The sequence below is a fragment of the Sphingobium sp. IP1 genome (genome assembly GCF_002708645.1).
GTDB classification, from domain to species: Bacteria; Pseudomonadota; Alphaproteobacteria; order Sphingomonadales; family Sphingomonadaceae; genus Sphingobium; species Sphingobium yanoikuyae.
Window position 1 is genome coordinate 49,204 of record NZ_NOIW01000016.1, and the last position, 17,657, is coordinate 66,860.

Here is a 17,657-nt window from a genome sequence, read left to right on the forward strand (position 1 = left end):
AGTCAACACCATTTTGGTGCTAGTCGTCGTATACCTCGTCAGGCCACCAATCCGGGTCATCGGATCCGGGCGGTGGCCAGTCATTCGCACGGCTATCATCGACCTCGGGAAGCGCGGCCGGGGTGCCGTCCAGATGCACCCGTATCGAAGCCCCCCATTGCTCCGCTCGTTGAAAGATCGCTGAGACGGGGCCCTTGCTCATGGCTGTTCCAATCAGTTGGGCGCGCTCCGCGCGAACATAGCCGATCTGCACATGACGCTCGGAATAGACGGCGATGGCTCTGCGATCGAATTTGTTCTTGGGCTCAGGAATTAGGTGCACGGCTTCGCCCGGCAGACAAAGGGCGATCTCAAACCTGCGTGTCGGCCCCTTCTTGTTGGGATGGTCGGCGCCGACCACTGCCAACGAAAGCCTCTTCAAAGCTCGCGCCCGTACCAGATTGCCCGACCGTGGATGCGCAGCTCATCGGCCGCGACTTCATAGTCATGCACGTTCGGATTGTCCGACATGATCAGCACCCGGCCCTGCCCGGCGGCACGCAGCCGCTTCAAACCATGCGCACCAAGATGGTCGATCCAGTAGATGCCATGTACCCGCGAAAGCATCTGTTCCGACGTGTCGATCAGTACCCGGTCGGCACTTCTCAAAGTCGGCTCCATACTGTCGCCGATACCCCGTACCTCCCGCAGGACGTGGAACGGCGATCGCGTGATGACGCGAAGGAGCCCGATGTCCCACTTCACCGGCGACTGCTCAACGAAATCATCAACAAGTGTGCCCGGCCCCATCGAAATGGAGAGATCGAGCGCAATGACGTCGACGGTTCCGTCATCGTCCGACGCTCCACGCGTGGGGAGGCGATCAGGAGCAAGATGGGGCAGCGGATCATCTGAGTTCGCAGCACCAGGCGTGATGATGTCGCCTGCTGGCACGCCCAATGCGCGCGCAGCCTTGTCGATCCAATCGGTCGTCAGGCCGCGTTGTCCTTTTTCCAATCGCTCGACCTGCTGCGTCGAGGTGCCCATGCGCTTGGCAAGCTCCGGGCGCGCCCATCCGCGCTGTTCGCGCAGAGCAGCGATATTGTTGGCAATTGTCATGCCTCCTTTTGCACCAATTTGGTGCAATGCGCCCATACTCCAATTTGGTGTTGACAAGTTGGTGTCGATAACACCATATCGGTGTCGAACGGAGGAACAGCATGCAGCTTCAGGATTGGTTGGCGCGAGAGGGCCTGACATATGGTCAGTTCGGAGGCGCGATCTCTCGCACGGCCGAGGCAGTGCGACGGTATGCCAATGGCAGCCGCATCCCTGACCGCGAAACGATGTCGTTCATCGTCCGCGAGACTGCCGGGCAGGTCATGCCTAACGATTTCTATGGCCTCGATTGTCATGACGACACCGTATCGGTCGAGCTCGCCTGTCAGTCACCCGGCAAAACGGACGACTTTGCCGCCACGCAGCAGAGCGAGGCAGCGTGATGTCGCGCGCTGTCGCCCTATCGCCCGACCAGCAATCGGGCAAGGCCGGTTTCAAGGCATTGGTCAAGGCCTTTGGCGGGCAGGACGCCGCTGCCGAGGAAAGCGGCGTGCGGCGGCAGAAGATCAGCGACATGGGCCTGGCCAATGTCGCCGAATACCCCACACTGGATCTGATCGACCTGCTGGAAGATCGCACCGTCGGCCTGCCCGGTTGGCCGCATGTCACCAGCTGGCTCTGCCGGCGACGCGGCGGTGTGTTCGTGCCGCTGCCGCAGGGCGGGGCCGATGCCGATGGCATGATGCGCACCGTGGCCGAGATGGCGGCCGAATTCGGTGATGTCTCCCGCGCGGTAGCCGATGCCGTCTGCCCGCACGGGCCAGATGGCGAAGAGGTCAACGCCGCCGAGGCCCGCACCGCTCTCGCCGCGCTGGACGATCTGGATCGGGTGTCCGCCCAGCTACGCCACAAGCTTCAATCGAAGATCAAGGGAGGCCAATGATGATGGACCTGACGGGATTTCGTCCCTTTTCGCTGAAGGATTTCGCCGAGCATTTGACGCCCGGCATCTATCAGCCGATGCAGCTGATCATCGCATGCCAGGTCAAGCATCTGGGCTTCGTCGATGGCAAGCCGGTCAACAAGGGCGCGAAGGCGCTGGCCGACTGGATCATCCTGCATGCCGACTTCATCGCCAAGCCCAAGCCGGGCGGTCACCCGCTGCACAGTGGCTGCGCGATCGAGCGCATCCTGGCCGGTGACATCCTGCCCGAGGAAGATTTCGCGGTGGCACTGGCCGAAATGACCGAGGGCACGGTGCTGCCCGAGATGTTCGGCCTGCCGGTTCCGCTTACCGAGATGATCGCGCCTGACTTTTCCCCCCGCGCAGGCGCGGTCGAGAAGGCGCCGGAGCCCGGGGTTACCACCCCTGCCCCGGCTTCGGCGCCTTCGCAAGCGGCCGACCTGCCCGCGCTCGGCGCGCTCGGCGGCGCGCTGCCGCCAGGACAGCTGTTCCACACGATCAACGATACGCGCTTTACTGAAGGCTTCGTGCTGAATGGGTGCGGCCTGGCGCTGTGCCTCAATGAAAGCACGGCCGTCGCAATGCGCGCGGCGCTCGACAGCGGCATCGACTTCATTCGGCGCCAGCGTAGCGCCGGGGAATTCTGGAACCGGGTCGATGCGCCCCGCGCCGAAGGGCTGGCGGCATGATCGTCACAGACAGGCAGGTCACCAGCTGGCTGGAAACCGCTGTGCAGGGGGATGTCCTGCCCTATGCGCGAGCAACGTCCCTGCCCCATGGATCGCGGGTGGCCGAACGGCTGCGCGATCTGGCGGCATCCGGCGTGGTCGAGCTGTATCGCCAGCGTCGCCTGCACGGCAGTGGGGACGAGAATTTCCACTATTACGCCCGGCGCACGGGCAAGCAGTTCCCGCGAGCCGGCGGGTCGCAGGCCGGCGGGAGGGCAGCAAGCCTCCTGCCGGCCACAAAACCCCAGGACAAGCGGATGGGCGTTCGCGCCAGTGTCGCGCTGGAGATCGTGCCGCAAGTGCGGTCGCTCCTGGCCGAGGGCGAGCCGCGCAACGCTGCCGCCATCGCTCGCAAGCTGGGCCTTTATAGCCCGACGCCTGTTCATAGAGCGCTGCAGAGGCTGGCGGCATGACGGACCGCCCGATCCTTTTCTCAGGCCCTATGATCGAAGCCCTGCTGGCTGGACGCAAGACGCAGACCCGGCGCCTATGCCGGCACGCCAATGACGAACATCTAGTTCATGTCGTCCAGATTGACGTACCGAGCGAGCCGGGCTGGTTCGGTGATGAGGAAGGCGATGTGCGTTTCTTCTCCGGCTATGCGCCGGGCGACCGGCTTTGGGTGCGCGAAGCATGGCGCACCCACAAGGCCTATGACGATCTGAAGCCTAGCGAGCTGGGCGGCGAAGAAACGGTCTGGCCTGAATTGGACCGGGACAATTGCGACTATCATGGCCGCTATCGCCATGGGCGCTTCATGCCGCGCTGGGCAAGCCGCCTGACGCTGGTAGTTACAGACGTTCGGGTTCAACGCCTACAGGCGATCACCTTGGGCGACATCTGCGCCGAAGGGCTCGGATCCAGCATCTACGACTTCAAGCCCGTTCAACGCGCTTTTGATGCGTGGATTGCTCTTTGGGACAGCATCAACGGCGAAGGCGCTTGGGCCCGCAATCCTTGGGTAACGGCGGTCAGCTTCGACGTCCGCAAGGGCAATATCGATAATCTGGAGGCAGCCCATGGCTGACGGCACCAAGATCGAGTGGACTGACGCCACAGTCAACGCCATCAATGGCTGCACGCGCGTCTCTCCTGGCTGTGGTGGCCCTGGTCCGCATGGCGGCTGCTATGCCGAAAGACTGGCCGGCACCCGCATGCGCAGCCATCCCACGCGCGAGGGTCTGACACGGCAAACCAGTGCCGGGCCTCGCTGGACCGGCGATGTCCGGTTGAATGAGGCAGCCTTGTTGCAGCCTTTGCGCTGGGCCAAGCCGCGCATGATCTTCTGGAATGCGCATGGCGACACGTTTCATGATGCCGTGCCCGGTGAATGGATCGACCGGTGCTTCGCCGTAATGGCCCTGACGCCCCACCATATCCATCAGGTGCTGACGAAACGCTCTGTGCGGATGCGCGATTATATGGCGACGTTCGAAGAGCGGCCGGAAGCGTTCGGCGAAGCTCTTGCTCATGTTGCGCAGGTGGCAGGCCTTCCCCGAGAGCGGGGGATCGACGCCATTGAAGCGATGACGTGGCCCCTGCCCAACGTCTGGTTGGGCGTATCGGTCGAAGATCAGCAACGTGCGAATGAGCGCATACCAAATCTGATGGCATCGCCCGCCGCCGTCCGCTGGCTTTCCTGCGAACCGCTGCTGGACTTCATCAGCCTGGAAGAGGCGTGGCATGGCGAAAGCGCTCTCAACAGCGAATGCTGGGGTGATTGCGGCTGGTGCAAGAACGGTCATCCGCCGATGTGGAATTGCCAGCGTGATGGTCGGCAATATGAGCCGGGTGCGCCGCAACGGTCAGGAGTCGATTGGGTCGTTGTCGGCGGCGAGAGCGGACCTAACGCACGGGCTATGGATCTGGAGGCCGCACGCAGCTTGCGCGACCAGTGCGCTGATGCAGGCGTACCGTTCTTCTTCAAGCAATGGGGCCAGTGGCTCCCCTGCGGCCAGATGACCGCCGGCGGCAAAATCTGGTCAAATGGTAGCGGGCACTCGCTGCATGCGGTGAAGGCGATGACCGGTCGATATCTCGACGGCCGCCACCATAACGATATGCCGGAGGTGATGGCATGAGGCACGCTCCGGCGCTCAAGGCCAGCACGGCCGCGCAACCGCTCGACTATCTGGACTTCATCCGCGCCAAGATAATTACCTTGCCGCCTTTGGGCCTGCCGGTCGCCGCCAATGACGTGCATCCGATCCTGAAGGGGCACCAGGCCGAGCTGGTCCGATGGGCCGTCGAGGGCGGGCGCCGCGCGATTTTTGCTGCATTCGGCCTAGGCAAGTCGGTCATGCAGCTGGAGATCATGCGCCAGCTTGGCGCCCAGCTGGGTGGGCGGCAGCTGATCGTCGTGCCGCTGACCGTGCTGATCGAATTCAAGCGCGACGCGCTGATGCTGGGCATGGACCCGATCTTCATCCGCAGCACGGCCGAGATCGCGCTGCATGCGGATCGGCCGGGCGGGCAGCTCTACCTGACCAACTATGAATCTGTCCGCGAAGGCAAGATCGACCTGACGCATTTCAATGCCGCGTCCCTGGACGAAGCGTCGTGCCTTCGCGGCTTTGGCGGGACCAAGACCTTCCGCGAGTTCATGCGGCTGTTCGACGGCATGCAATATAAGTTCGTCGCCACGGCCACGCCGTCGCCGAACGACTATATCGAGCTGCTGGCCTATGCCGCCTTCCTGGAGATCATGGATGTCGGCCAGGCCAAGACCCGGTTCTTCAAGCGGAACAGCGAGAAGGCCGACGAGCTGACCATTCACCCGCACAAGGAAGAGGAATTCTGGCTGTGGGTGAATAGCTGGGCCGCGTTCGTCCAGCGGCCGAGCGATCTGGGCTTTTCCGACGAGGGCTATGACCTGCCCGAGCTGGACGTGCGCTGGCATGAGGTGCCGTCCGACCATAGTGCCGCCGGCGAGGACAAGGGCGGCCAGGGACTGCTGCTGAAGAAAGACGCGATCGGCATCGTCGACGCGTCCCGCGAGAAGCGCGAGAGCCTGGATGCACGCATCGCCAAGATGATGGAGATCCGGGCGGAAGACCCGGCAGCGCACCGGATCATCTGGCACGATCTGGAGCGCGAGCGCGAGGCGATCGAGCGGGCCGTGCCCAATGTCGCCAGCATCTATGGTGCGCAGGGCCTCGACGAGCGCGAAAAACGGATCATCGCCTTTTCCGACGGCAACCTGCAGGAATTGGCGGCAAAGCCGGTGCTGGCCGGCTCCGGCTGCAACTTCCAGCGCCATTGCCATTGGGCGATATTCCTGGGCATCGGTTTCAAGTTCAACGACTTCATTCAGGCTATCCACCGCATCCAGCGGTTTCTGCAGACGCATCGCGTCCGCATCGACCTGATCTATTCGGAGGCCGAGCGCGCGGTGCGGCGGTCGCTGGAAGCCAAATGGGCGCGGCACAAGAAGACGGCCGAGCGGATGAGCGAGATCATCCGCACCTATGGTCTGGGCCTTGCCGGCGCGCGCGACGTGCTGGCGCGGACGGTTACCACGGCCCCGGCGGTGGACTGCGCGGAGGGGTCGGGCTGGAAGGTATGGGAAGGCGATACCGTCATCCAGACCGGCCAGATGGAGAGCGACAGCGTCGGCCTGATTGTCACCAGCGTGCCGTTCGGTACCCAATATGAATATTCGCCGAGCTATAATGATTTCGGCCATACCGACGACGCCGACCATTTCTTCGCGCAGATGGACTATCTGACGCCCGAGCTGCTGCGCGTCTTGCAGCCGGGCCGGCGCCTGGCGGTGCATGTGAAGGATCGCGTTGTTCCGTCGGGCATGACGGGTCTGGGCTTCCGCACGATCGAGCCGTTCCATGCGCGCTGTATCGAGCATTATCGCCGGCATGGCTTCGCCTATCTGGGCATGGTGACGATCGTCACCGATGTCGTTCGCGAGAATGCGGGCACCTATCGGCTGGGCTGGACCGAGCAGTGCAAGGATGCCAGCGGCATGGGCGTCGGCCTGCCCGAATATCTGCTGCTGTTCCGCAAGCCGCCGACCGACCGGAGCAACGGCTATGCCGATGTGCCGGTCACGAAGGAGAAGCCTCTGGTCGAGTTCGTCCGCGACGAGGATCTGATCGAGGATGAAGGTCTGTCCGACGTGCTGGAGCCGTGGGACGACAAGGCTGTGCGTGAGCTGCGCGCCCGGCCTGTGCCGGGCACCGGCTATTCGCGGGCGCGCTGGCAGACCGATGCCGCCGGCTATTGGCGGTCGAACGGCAATCGCACCTTGCTGCCCGAGGATCTGGCGGGCCTGCCGTGGGACGCGGTCTATCAGCGGGTGCGCGCATGGAGCTGGGCCACGCCCTATGATCATGAGGGCCATGTCGCCCTGATGGAGGGCGCGGAAGCCCGCTGGTCGCTGCCCACCGATTTCGCGCTGATGCCGGTGCAAAGCTGGCATCCAGACGTCTGGACCGATGTCGCGCGCATGTATGGCGCCAACACGATGCAGTCGGCCAAGGGCCACGAGCAGCATCTGTGCCCCCTGCCCTTCGATATCGTCGACCGGGCAATCACCAATTGGAGCAACCCGGGCGACCTGATCTATGATCCGTTCGGCGGCCTGATGACCGTGCCTCTGCGCGCCGTGAAGCATGGGCGTCGGGGCAGCGCGGCCGAGCTCAATCCCGACTATTTCCGCGACGGCGTGAGCCTGCTGCGCGAGCAGGATGCGGGCCGCGCTACAGGCGACCTGTTCAGCCTGCTGACCGATATCGGAGAGGCGGCATGATGAGTGTCGAGCGTCCTGAGCGCTGCGCCTGTGGGCGCAACCCAATCATTCGCAGTCGCGTGGTCGAGGATGGCGATGTGTCCACCTGGGTGGAATGTCCCGGAGATCAGCGCGCTGGTGCCGAGACGATCGATAGCGCGCGCAACGATGCCGCTGCCATCGCCAACTGGAACAATGGCAAAAGGAAAAGCTGGTGACGTCCTGCATCAATAAGACGGCGCTGCTCGGCTTTCTGGGCGAGGATCCGAAGCGGGCGGAATTCCAGAATGGCGGCAGCGTCGTCAATCTGCGCTTGGCCACTACCGAGCATTGGAAGGCGGCGAACGGCGATCGGAAGTCCGCAACCGAATGGCATAGCGTCGCCGTCCATAATGAAGGTCTCGGCAAGATCGCCATGCAGTTTCTGCGCAAGGGCAGCGCCGTCTATGTCGAGGGTCAGTTGCGCTATCGCCGCTACACCGACCGCAACCAGGTCGAGCGGACGATTGCCGAGATCGTGCTGGCGCCCGGCCGGGGCGAGTTGAAGCTGATGGATCGCCGGCAGGACGATACCCCCCGGCAGGAGCCGTCGGGGCGTGACCGGGCCGCCGGCGACGACCTGGACGATCAGGTACCATTCTGACGCCGGCGCGGGCAGCGCCCGCGTGACGCCAGCTGACATGACGATGATTTGACCGGGGGCGGATGCGCTGCGCCGGGGGGAATTTTTGACCGTGAACGAACAGAAGCCACTGTTGTCGCCGCTGGGCCAGGCCGCCCTCTCCTATGCGCGTCGGGGCTGGCCGGTTTTCCCGTGCCGCGAACGCGATTTCGAAATGACCAAGGGCAATGGCGACAAGCTGATGCTCAAGGCCAAAGCCCCCTATAGCGGCAGCGGCGTGAAGGACGCGACCCGTGACGAGAGCGTGATCACGGGATGGTGGCGGCGTTGGCCCGATGCCATGATCGGGCTGGCGATGGGGCATAATGGCCTGTTCGCGCTCGACTTCGATCCTCGCATCGACGCGGACAGCGGCGAAGTCTTCACGCTCGACACGCTGAAGGAGGCGCTGATCGAGCAGATGGGGTGCGACCTGCCCCGCAGCCTGACGGCCGTCACGCAGAGCGAGGGTGTCCATGTCTATCTGAAACAGCCGCAGGACGGCGGGGAACCGATCAGGAATCGTGGCAACCTGCCCCGGCATGTCGATGTGCGCGGCCTGGGCGGCTATGTCATCGCCCCGCCCAGCATCCTCTATCACGCCGACGGGAGCGAAGGCCGCTATCGCTGGCTGTCGAACCGACATGACGATCCGGCAGAGGCGCCGGCGGCGCTGGTCGAGATATTGCGGACGAAGGGGAAGAAGAAGGCGGATCGCGAGGCGGCCGATCGGCCGGGCGCATCGCCGGCGACGGGATCGGCCGCCCCTTCGCGCCCGGCCGCCCCTTCGCGCCCGGCCGACGTTGGTCAGGCCGAGTTCGACGCGATCCGCAAATATGGCCTATCGGCACTGGAGGCCGAATGCCGCTTGGTGCGGACGGCCAAGTCCGGTGCACGCAACGATCAGTTGAACGAGAGCGCGCTCAAGATCGCCTCGCTGACCGTGTCGACGCCGACGCCGGCGCTGGACGCCCGCTTTGCCCGATCCGCGATCGAGGCGGCCGCGCGCGACAATCCCGGCGACGACGACGATCGGCAGCTCGCCGCCACGATCAACAGCGGCTGGACCGCCGGGGAGGCAACTCCCCGTGACCTGACCGACGTCGCGACGCGCGCGCGCCAGCGCGCGGAGCGTCCGCATCGTCCCTCCCGCTCCGCTTCCTCCTCGGCCTCCGCCCCTCCCCATTCGACTGATAATGGCGAGCCAAGCTCCCACGCGGGAGGGGAAGGACGCCAAGACGGCAAAAAGGGGGCGGGGGAGCCTATAGACCCGGCCCTGACGCTGAAATGCGCGCAGTACCCGATGACGGACCTTGGCAATCTGGAGCGGTTCCTGGCCTATTCGGGGCGCGATTTCCTGTGCGTGGCGGCCTGGGCAGAGAGCAGTTCGTCGCCGGGCTATATCGCATGGGACGGCAGCCGCTGGAACCGCAGCATGGCCGACGCCCTGTTCGGCATCGCGGTGCAGGACATGGTGCGGCGGATACAGGATGAGGCCGATTTCATCCGCGCCAGCGGTGTGCCGTTTCCGCCGGAGGAAGGCGACCTGCCCGACGATGATGAGGATGCGTCAGAAGAACCCGACGACGGTGTCGCCGAAGAGGATCGGTCGCCGGCGGAAAAGGCCTTCATGACGGCCGAGGCGAAGCGAGAGCGGCGGCGCAGCGCCATGTGGTATCTGCAGCGCTCCCTCGCCCGGAAACACCGGCATGACGGGCCGCGCTATGACTTCATCTTTCAGGTTAAGAGCAATGGCGATATCGTCCTGTTCTCCGACAAGCTGGCGGCATGGGGCCGCACGTCGGAGAGCAGCGGCCATATCGAGTGCCTGCGCAAGCTGGCGCCCCCTCGCCTATCGGCGCGGCCGGAGGATTTCGACGCCGATCCGCTGGCGCTGAACGTCCAGAACGGCACGCTGATCTTCCATCGGCCGGAAAAGGACCGGAACGGGACGACCGTCCCGGCACGCGTCGAGCTGCGCGAGCATCGGCGCGAGGACAAGATAACGAAGCTGGCGCGGGCGGCCTATGAACCCGGTGCGACGTGCCCGCAGTTCAATGCCTTCCTTGCGCAGGTGCAGCCTGCCGAGGATATGCGCGAATGGCTAATGCGCTGGTCGGGCTATAATGCGCTCGGCATTGCCGATGCGCAGGTCATGGCACTGTTTTACGGCGAGGGATCGAACGGCAAGGGCGTCTGGGTGCAGACCCATGCCCATATCCTTGGCGACTATGCCTGGGCGACCGGCATCGACACATTCATGGACTCGGGTTTCAAGAAGAGTGGCGGAGGCCCCTCCCCCCATCTGGCGGCGCTGCAAGGTCGGCGCATGGTCTATGCCAATGAGCCGGAGGATAACAGTAAGTTCTCCGACGGCCTGGTCAAATCGCTGACATCGGACGAGCCGATCGGCGGCGTGCGCGAGCTTTACGGCCCTGCGTTCGAACTGCTGATCACCTTCACCAATACGGTTATGGCGAACAACCTTCCCCGCATCGGCACCGACTTCGGCATCCGGCGGCGCATGCAGGTCGCCCCCTGGACCATCATCATCGCCAAGGAAGATCAAGACCCGCTGCTGAAGGCGAAGTTGCGCGATGAAATGTCGGGCATCCTAAACCAGATGATCAGGGGAGCTCTCGCCTATCTGACCGAAGGGCTGACGAAGCCGGATGCCATGATCGAGGCCACGCAGGCCTATCATGAAGATAACGACCTGCTGGGCCAGTTTCTGACCAAGTGCGTCGCTCGCGACGCCGGCAACACCGTCGGCTCCATGGCGCTCCACGAACTGTTCGTCGCCTGGCAGACATGGTCTGAAAACCTGCCCCAGACCGGCAAGGCATGGTCGGCCAAGAAGCTCCGCGCCGAGATGGAGCGAAAGAGCTTCAAGATCAACAAGTCGAGCACGATGAAGTGGCAGGACATCGCCCTGCGCTTCGATCCGATCGACTTCATGGACGGCGGCAAGCCCGTGGAACGCGACCTGCCGCCGCCACGACATGCGGACAAGCCGTCGGCCGGTCTGCCTGCTGGTGCGCCTGCACCCGGGCCTGCTGAAGCGCCCCCCGTGCCCCCCTCTCCATTACCGCCGGCAGGATTTGATGACGACGATCTGCCGCCCTGATCCTCCCAAGCTCCCATGATTGGGAGGATAGAAAACGATCATTTTCCGCAGTTTTCTGCGCCTTTGGGAGGCAATGGGAGCTTGGGAGGGAGATCGAGCAAACTTTTATAGAGCGCGTGAAGAATGATTGAAAACGCGCATTCACTCCCGCCCCGATGTGGCGAAACCATGAAGGCCCAGCATGATGCATTTGCCGCCTTGATCCTCCCACACTCCCAAAACTGGGAGGATGGGCAAAGCTCATTTTTCGCAGTTTTCCGCGAGTTTGGGAGCTTGTGGGAGCTTGGGAGGGAAAAGTTCAAAACCCACGGGCGCGCACGTACGCGCGTATACACACATGCGCACGCGCGCGCAGACTTTACAGGATATTCCTCCCATGCTCCCAGATGATACTCAATCTATTGATATTATTACTATTCTCCCTCCCAAATCTCCCTCCCAAGATAGGGAGGAAGGGAGGATAAAGAGTTTTGCCGATGTGGAAGAGCGCCTGGTGCAGGCGGTGCTGGTGATGCGGCGGCTTTCGGACCGGGAAGCGGGCTGGTTGCGGGTCAAGGCTTGCTGGCCTGACATCGTGCGGGAGCGCAACATGGGCGACTATGATGCGCGCGGCGTCGACATGGAGGCGCCGAGCCTGCGCCCCCTGCCCGCCACGCGCCGCGACATCGCCGAGATGGAGGAAGCGTTCGCATGGGTGTTGGCGGCCAAGGAACAGGACCGGCGGCTGATCGCGCTGGCCATCGGGGCGCTGGCGCAGGGCGAGAAACGGATACCATGGATGCGATTGCGCAAGCCGATGGGGATCAAGCTGGGCGCGCATGGCCTTCGCAAGCGCTACGAACGGGCCATGCATCTGGTCACAAAGGCAGCTAATCGCGTAATTTCAGTATGATACACATGTCAAACGGTATAAGTTGCGGCCTTACAATTAAGTTTGTCCACTTCTCGGCCTGTTTGAGCATATAGCTATCTACGCTCGGGGCAGTCCTATGGCGGCTCAAGGCGATCCTCTCCTGACCTAGACAACGCCCCGCTTGGCCCTTGCCCAGCGGGGCGTTGTCGTTTTCCGGCAAGGCGGGGTCACCCCTCCCCCCTTCGGGTCCTTCCGGGGTGGGGCCGCCTAGTGCGGTGGGGCGAGGCGCGACGGTCGGCGGTTCACGCTGCCATCGTCATTATGAACTTTGTGAACTGAACCGGAGCCAGAGTATGGGACGATTGAAAGCCCTTGGCTCCCGGCTTGGTTCGATGCCTGCGAAGGTGCGAGCTGCGCCCAAGGTTGCTGAAGGCTTCTACTCGTCGCCAGCGTGGCGAGAGTTGGTCCGGGATCGCAAGCGCGACCCTGACTATTCGGCGGCCAAAGCTCGGGCGAAGCGCGGCGAGCGGCTGATCCTCGATCACAAGGTCGAGCGCAAGGATGGTGGCGCGGACCTCGATCCGGCCAACACCGAATGGCTGACCAACTCGGAGCATCAGGCGAAGACGGCGCGAGCCCGTGCCGCGAGGGCGCGGGGCGAGACATTGGGGAAGTAATCAATGATGGATATCCCATCACGCCTTTCCATTGACGACGCTGATATCGATTGGGACATCGCTGCCCGGCTACGGATCGAACTGAACGGCACCGAGCAACATCGTGTTGTCGCTTACGATGCCGAGGCCGGATGGGTCGACCGACACGAGGTCGACGTGGCGGGCGATGTGGTCATCGACCGGGTGCGCGGACAGGTATCGATCGAGCGGGTGACCGGCCTCGTGGTCGTGTCCTTTCTGCCGGAGGGGGGTGGGTAAAAAGTCTAGGAGACGGGCGGCCTCATCACCGCCGTCCCTCTCATTTGGAGATTTTTTTCGTGACAGAGGAATTTCCGGGTGTCGATCTATTCGGTGACCCGATTGTTCCGCGTCAGGAAGGCCGTGGGCGACCGGAACATAGCTGGTCGCTCGAAAATTCGAACAAGGTGCTGCTGGCCTTCGCGCGGGGTCTGAGTGTCAAAGAGGCGGCAATGGCTATCGGGGTCTCGGTCCCCACGCTGCGCAAACATTATTTTGCCGAGGTTGCGAAACGAGCAGCCGCCCGTCTGCGCATGGAAATGACGCAGCTGGCTCGCCTCAACTCGGCGGCGCAGGGCGGCAATGTCGCCGCTGAGAAGGAATTGCTGAAGCGGCTCGACAAAGCTGCTCTCGCTGATCTGTCCGATCGCGTTGCCCACCGCGATCATGCACCGAAAGCCAAGGTCGAGAAGCTGGGCAAGAAGGCGGCGGCGAAGGACGCTGCGGGTCAGGTCGGTGGGAAGTTCGCTCCGCCTGCCGCGCCCAGGTTGATAAACTAGTTGAGCATGCCGGTCTGGTCGACCGCCTGCCTCGATTGGGAGGCGAGGATAGTTGAGCGGCGGTCATTGATCCCGTTTGACCCGCTATTCCCGGATGAGGCGGCGGCGGCGCTGGCGGTTTTCAAATCGCTGCGGATTGTCGACGTGCCAGGCATGCCGACCTTCGGCGAAGCGTGCGAGCCGTTCGTCTTCGATTTCGTTGCTGCGATTTTCGGCGCTTACGACCACAGCCAAGCCCGGCGGCTGATCACTGAGTTCCTTCTGCTCATCAGCAAGAAGAACGCCAAGTCTACGATTGCGGCGGGTATCATGGTCACCGCGCTGATCCGCAACTGGCGGCACTCGGCCGAGTTGCTGGTGCTGGCGCCGACAAAAGAGGTAGCGAATAACGTATTCGTGCCGGCGGCCGGCATGGTGCGGAACGATCCGGAACTGGCCGCACTGCTCCATGTTGTCGAGCATCAGCGCATCATCAAGCATCGGGTGACCGAAGCTGAATTGAAGGTGGTCGCGGCGGACACCGACATCGTGTCCGGCAAGAAAGCCGCTTTCGTCCTGGTCGAAGAGCTATGGTTGTTCGGCAAACGCGCGAACGCGGACGCGATGCTGATGGAAGCGACCGGCGGTATGGTGTCGCGGCCGGAAGGTTTCGTCGTATATCTTTCAACGCATAGCGACGAGTCTCCGGCGGGAGTGTTCAAGGAAAAGCTTCAGCTCTTCCGGGATGTTCGGGACGGAGTGATCGCCGATCCACGGAAGCTGGGGGTGCTGTACGAGTTTCCGTCGGCAATGATTGAGGATCAGGCCTACCTAGATCCTTCGAATTTCTATGTCACCAATCCGAACATTGGACGGTCAGTCGATCCGATCTGGCTGACCGAAAAGCTGGCGGAAGCCCAGCGCGGTGACGGTGGTGCGCTGCAGGTATTCCTCGCGAAACATTTGAATGTCGAAATCGGCTTGAGGTTGAGCCGTGATCGCTGGCGCGGTGCAGACTACTGGGAGGCGGCGGCTGATCCGACCCTGACGCTGGATAGCCTGCTCGACCGCTGCGAAGTCGCTGTGATCGGCGTCGATGGTGGCGGCCTGGATGACCTTTATGCGATTTGCGTTGCAGGTCGCGAACGCGAGACCAAGCGGTGGCTATATTGGGTCCGCGCCTGGGTCGATGAGGGCGTGTTGAAATTGCGATCGGAAATTGCGCCCCGCCTGCGCGATTTCGAGCGCGACGGCGATCTGATCATCATGGGTCACAACGGTGGACCACCGCTGGACGACGATGACGACGAGGACACGCCACCGGCTGATTTGCTGGATGATGAGAGAGACGTGCGCGAGATTGTCGCGATAGTCGAAAAGGTGAAAGACCGAGGGTTACTGCCCGAAAAAAGCGGCGTCGGCCTAGATCCTGAAGGTGTCGGGGCACTCGTCGACGCTCTGGCAGAGATCGGGATCGTCTTCCCGCAGTTGGTGTCCGTCTCTCAGGGGTACCGTTTGGCATCGGCTGTCTGGTCGTTGGAACGAAAATTGAAGCGCAGCCGCGCAGTCCATTGTGGATCTGGCTTGATCAACTGGTCGGTCAGCAATGCAAAAATCGAACAGAAGGGTAATGCAGTCGTGATCACGAAGCAGATCTCCGGCAAGGCCAAGATCGACCCGGTGATCGCCGCTCTCAATGCGACCAAATTGCTGGAGATGAATCCGGCAGCCAAGCCGCTTTCAGTATATCGCTCTCGTGGCATCGTTCGGGTCTGAGCGCTGATGCCATCGCCTGACGACTATCGCGCCTCCGCCGGTTACCGGCGGTCCAGCGCTGGGGGACCCCGCGTCGATCGCAAGATGCGCCCGGCCGTACAGGCGCTGACTGCCATGGATTTCGACAGTCCAGTGCTTCAAGAATTTATGCGGGGCGGTCGGACCAGCTCATCTGGCGTGCCCGTTTCGGAAAAGATGGCGCTGCGTAACAGTACCTTCTTCCGCGCCGTCAACCTGATTGCAGGCAGTATTGGCATGTTGCCGACGCATTTGATGCGCCGGTCTATCGTCAATGGGCGGGAGCGGATCGAGAAAGCGCGGGATCATGCGCTTTATCGCATCCTGCACAAACGGCCGAACCAGTATCAGACTGCGTTCGAGTTCAAGAGCTATATGCAGACATTGGCTCTGCTCGACGGCAATGCCTATGCTCTGATCGTTCGCGGCATGGTACGTGGTAAATCAAATCAGGTTATCGCCCTGATCCCGCTTCCACGCAAAAGCGTGACCCCGCACCTGTCCGACGACTGGAAGCTGACATTTGAGTATCGCCGGCCCAAAGGCGGTACTGTCACGCTCCAACAAGCCGATGTTTTCCATTTCCGGCATCCGGTGACGTGCGACGGGCTGCGCGGCCTCGACCTGGTGGACATCGCAGCAAATGCGATCGGCATCGCCAGTCAGGCCGAAAAGGCCGCTGGTAAGCTGCTCAGCGGGGGCGTGATGGCGGGCGGCGCACTGGAGACGGACAAAACGCTCGGCTCCGAAGCGATCGAACAGTTACGCGACAGCCTTCGCGAAGATCATTCCGGCGCAGAAAGCGCGGGTGAGTGGATGGTGCTGGAGGAAGGCCTAAAGGCCAAGCCATTCATCACGTCGGCAAAAGACGCTCAGTATGACGAGATGCGCAAGCGCCAGGCCGAAGAAGTCTCGCGCATCACAGGTGTGCCTCGGCCATTGCTGATGTTCGATGAAACGAGTTGGGGCAGTGGGATCGAGCAGCTGGGCCTGTTCTTCGTAACCTACTGCCTCATGCTTTGGTTCGTCTCTTGGGAGCAGGCAATAGAGCGTTCCTGCCTAACTATCGAAGAGCAGGATGCCGACGAACTTTATGTGAAATTCAACGAGGGCGCGCTGCTGCGCGGCTCGCTCAAGGATCAGGCCGAATTCTTCGCAAAGGCGCTGGGCCAAACCAATCCGTATCGGACCGCCAACGAAGTTCGTGGCGCCTTCGATCTCAATCCGATCGATGGCGGCGACGATCTGCCGCAGCCGTCCAAATCAACGCCATCGGCGAAGGGAAAAGACGATGAGTGATCATAAGTCCACGCCGGGTAAGCCGGCTGCTGTGAAAACGGTCGGCACTCGCCCTCTGCCAGGTGCCAAGCCCTCTTGTCCCAAGCCAGGTCGACCGCCTGCCGTTCTCGGCCGCCCGCAAGGGCGCGCCCGACCAGGAGCGCTGCCAATTCCTGCCAACCGCGAAGTCAGTGCATTTTCGCCTGCCACCGTTCTGGATCGTTGGAACGCAGATGCAGCCGGCATCCGTCCCGCAGCGCTGGAAACGGGCGACAACGTCATTACGATGTTCGACATCATCGGCGAGGATTGGTGGACCGGTGGTGGCGTGACAGCCAAGAAAGTGGCTGCCCAGCTGCGCGCGATCGGTGACCGGCCCGTCGAGGTTCAGATCAACAGCCCCGGCGGCGACATGTTCGAAGGCCTCGCCATCTATAATGTCCTGCGCGAGCATCCGCAGGATGTGACAATCAAGGTGATGGGCATGGCAGCCTCTGCCGCTTCCATTATCGCAATGGCGGGTGACACGGTACAGATCGGCGCGGCCAGCTTTTTGATGATCCATAATTGCTGGGTGTATGCCGCTGGCAACCGCAACGACATGCTGGAGGTCGCGGACTATCTGGCACCGTTCGATCAGGCCATGGCGGATGTCTATGCCCAGCGTAGCGGTCAGAAGGTCGCGGATTGCGCGAAGTGGATGGATGCCGAGACCTATATGTCCGGCTCGGTCGCTATCGATCGCGGCTTTGCTGACGAGCTGCTGGCCGCCGATCAGACCAAGGTCGATGAAAAGGCTAAAGCTTCTGATCGCGATATCAACGACGTCCGAGCCATGGAAATGGCGCTGATTTCGAGCGGGATGACACGCACACAGGCGCGCGCCCGCATCAAGAGCCTCAAGGGCACGCCCGGCGCTGCCCCTGGCCCCGCCGACACGCCTGGCGCTGAAGGCACCGACGATGGGTGGATGGCTGCCGCGCAGTCGCTGCTCACTGACCTCCGCACGTAAATAGG

19 protein-coding genes are annotated in these 17,657 nt (G+C 62.7%); 17 read left to right on the forward strand and 2 right to left on the reverse strand.

The genetic code is table 11. From position 1 onward, the window contains the following. Positions 1–19: 19 nt before the first annotated feature. Complete coding sequence (locus tag CG471_RS07865) at positions 20–400, reverse strand: HIRAN domain-containing protein (protein WP_257211463.1); 381 nt, start codon at positions 398–400, stop codon at positions 20–22. 17 nt (positions 401–417) lie between these two features. Further along, on the reverse strand, positions 418–1,134 hold the full coding sequence (locus tag CG471_RS07870; protein WP_180275640.1) for a helix-turn-helix domain-containing protein: 717 nt from the start codon (positions 1,132–1,134) through the stop codon (positions 418–420). Positions 1,135–1,199: 65 nt separating this feature from the next. Between CG471_RS07870 and CG471_RS30575 the strand changes: the two genes are divergently transcribed. From CG471_RS30575 to CG471_RS07950, 17 genes are all read left to right on the forward strand, one after another. After that, positions 1,200–1,481 carry a hypothetical protein gene (locus CG471_RS30575; RefSeq protein ID WP_099231465.1) on the forward strand — a complete coding sequence of 94 codons (282 nt, stop codon included), beginning with the start codon at positions 1,200–1,202 and terminating at the stop codon, positions 1,479–1,481. Continuing rightward, positions 1,481–1,981 (forward strand): phage regulatory CII family protein, encoded by a 501-nt coding sequence (locus CG471_RS07880; RefSeq protein WP_099231466.1) that lies wholly within the window; start codon positions 1,481–1,483, stop codon positions 1,979–1,981. The genes CG471_RS30575 and CG471_RS07880 overlap by 1 nt, the downstream gene beginning before the upstream one ends. Next, positions 1,978–2,691, forward strand: coding sequence for a hypothetical protein (locus CG471_RS07885; RefSeq protein WP_099231467.1), 714 nt, complete (start codon positions 1,978–1,980; stop codon positions 2,689–2,691). The genes CG471_RS07880 and CG471_RS07885 overlap by 4 nt, the downstream gene beginning before the upstream one ends. Then, on the forward strand, positions 2,688–3,143 hold the full coding sequence (locus tag CG471_RS07890; RefSeq protein ID WP_099231468.1) for a hypothetical protein: 456 nt from the start codon (positions 2,688–2,690) through the stop codon (positions 3,141–3,143). Before CG471_RS07885 ends, CG471_RS07890 begins: the two co-directional genes overlap by 4 nt. A gap of 29 nt (positions 3,144–3,172) precedes the next feature. Then, positions 3,173–3,757, forward strand: a complete 585-nt coding sequence (locus CG471_RS07895) for a hypothetical protein (protein WP_218964241.1) — start codon at positions 3,173–3,175, stop codon at positions 3,755–3,757. Next, positions 3,750–4,811: a phage Gp37/Gp68 family protein gene (locus CG471_RS07900; RefSeq protein ID WP_099231470.1), complete on the forward strand. Its 1,062-nt coding sequence runs from the start codon at positions 3,750–3,752 to the stop codon at positions 4,809–4,811. Before CG471_RS07895 ends, CG471_RS07900 begins: the two co-directional genes overlap by 8 nt. After that, positions 4,808–7,495 carry a DNA methyltransferase gene (locus CG471_RS07905; protein ID WP_099231471.1) on the forward strand — a complete coding sequence of 896 codons (2,688 nt, stop codon included), beginning with the start codon at positions 4,808–4,810 and terminating at the stop codon, positions 7,493–7,495. The genes CG471_RS07900 and CG471_RS07905 overlap by 4 nt, the downstream gene beginning before the upstream one ends. Further along, on the forward strand, positions 7,492–7,692 hold the full coding sequence (locus CG471_RS30100) for a hypothetical protein (protein WP_143560162.1): 201 nt from the start codon (positions 7,492–7,494) through the stop codon (positions 7,690–7,692). The genes CG471_RS07905 and CG471_RS30100 overlap by 4 nt, the downstream gene beginning before the upstream one ends. Then, on the forward strand, positions 7,689–8,117 hold the full coding sequence (gene ssb / locus CG471_RS07910; RefSeq protein ID WP_099231472.1) for a single-stranded DNA-binding protein: 429 nt from the start codon (positions 7,689–7,691) through the stop codon (positions 8,115–8,117). The genes CG471_RS30100 and ssb overlap by 4 nt, the downstream gene beginning before the upstream one ends. 91 nt (positions 8,118–8,208) lie before the next feature. Next, entirely contained in the window at positions 8,209–11,262 is a 3,054-nt protein-coding gene (locus CG471_RS07915) for a phage/plasmid primase, P4 family (RefSeq protein WP_143560163.1), read from the forward strand. 376 nt (positions 11,263–11,638) lie between these two features. Beyond that, complete coding sequence (locus CG471_RS07920) at positions 11,639–12,154, forward strand: DUF6362 family protein (protein ID WP_143560164.1); 516 nt, start codon at positions 11,639–11,641, stop codon at positions 12,152–12,154. Positions 12,155–12,507: 353 nt separating this feature from the next. After that, a complete protein-coding gene (locus tag CG471_RS07925; RefSeq protein WP_143560165.1) occupies positions 12,508–12,792 on the forward strand; it encodes an HNH endonuclease signature motif containing protein in 285 nt (94 codons plus the stop codon). Positions 12,793–12,795: 3 nt separating this feature from the next. Further along, complete coding sequence (locus tag CG471_RS07930) at positions 12,796–13,050, forward strand: hypothetical protein (RefSeq protein ID WP_143560166.1); 255 nt, start codon at positions 12,796–12,798, stop codon at positions 13,048–13,050. A gap of 167 nt (positions 13,051–13,217) precedes the next feature. Beyond that, complete coding sequence (locus CG471_RS07935) at positions 13,218–13,589, forward strand: hypothetical protein (RefSeq protein WP_257211462.1); 372 nt, start codon at positions 13,218–13,220, stop codon at positions 13,587–13,589. Between the two features lie 6 nt (positions 13,590–13,595). Further along, positions 13,596–15,344, forward strand: coding sequence for a terminase large subunit (locus tag CG471_RS07940; RefSeq protein ID WP_099231505.1), 1,749 nt, complete (start codon positions 13,596–13,598; stop codon positions 15,342–15,344). Positions 15,345–15,458: 114 nt separating this feature from the next. After that, complete coding sequence (locus CG471_RS07945; protein ID WP_099231477.1) at positions 15,459–16,661, forward strand: phage portal protein; 1,203 nt, start codon at positions 15,459–15,461, stop codon at positions 16,659–16,661. Next, on the forward strand, positions 16,654–17,652 hold the full coding sequence (locus CG471_RS07950; protein ID WP_099231478.1) for a head maturation protease, ClpP-related: 999 nt from the start codon (positions 16,654–16,656) through the stop codon (positions 17,650–17,652). Before CG471_RS07945 ends, CG471_RS07950 begins: the two co-directional genes overlap by 8 nt. Positions 17,653–17,657: the final 5 nt, after the last annotated feature.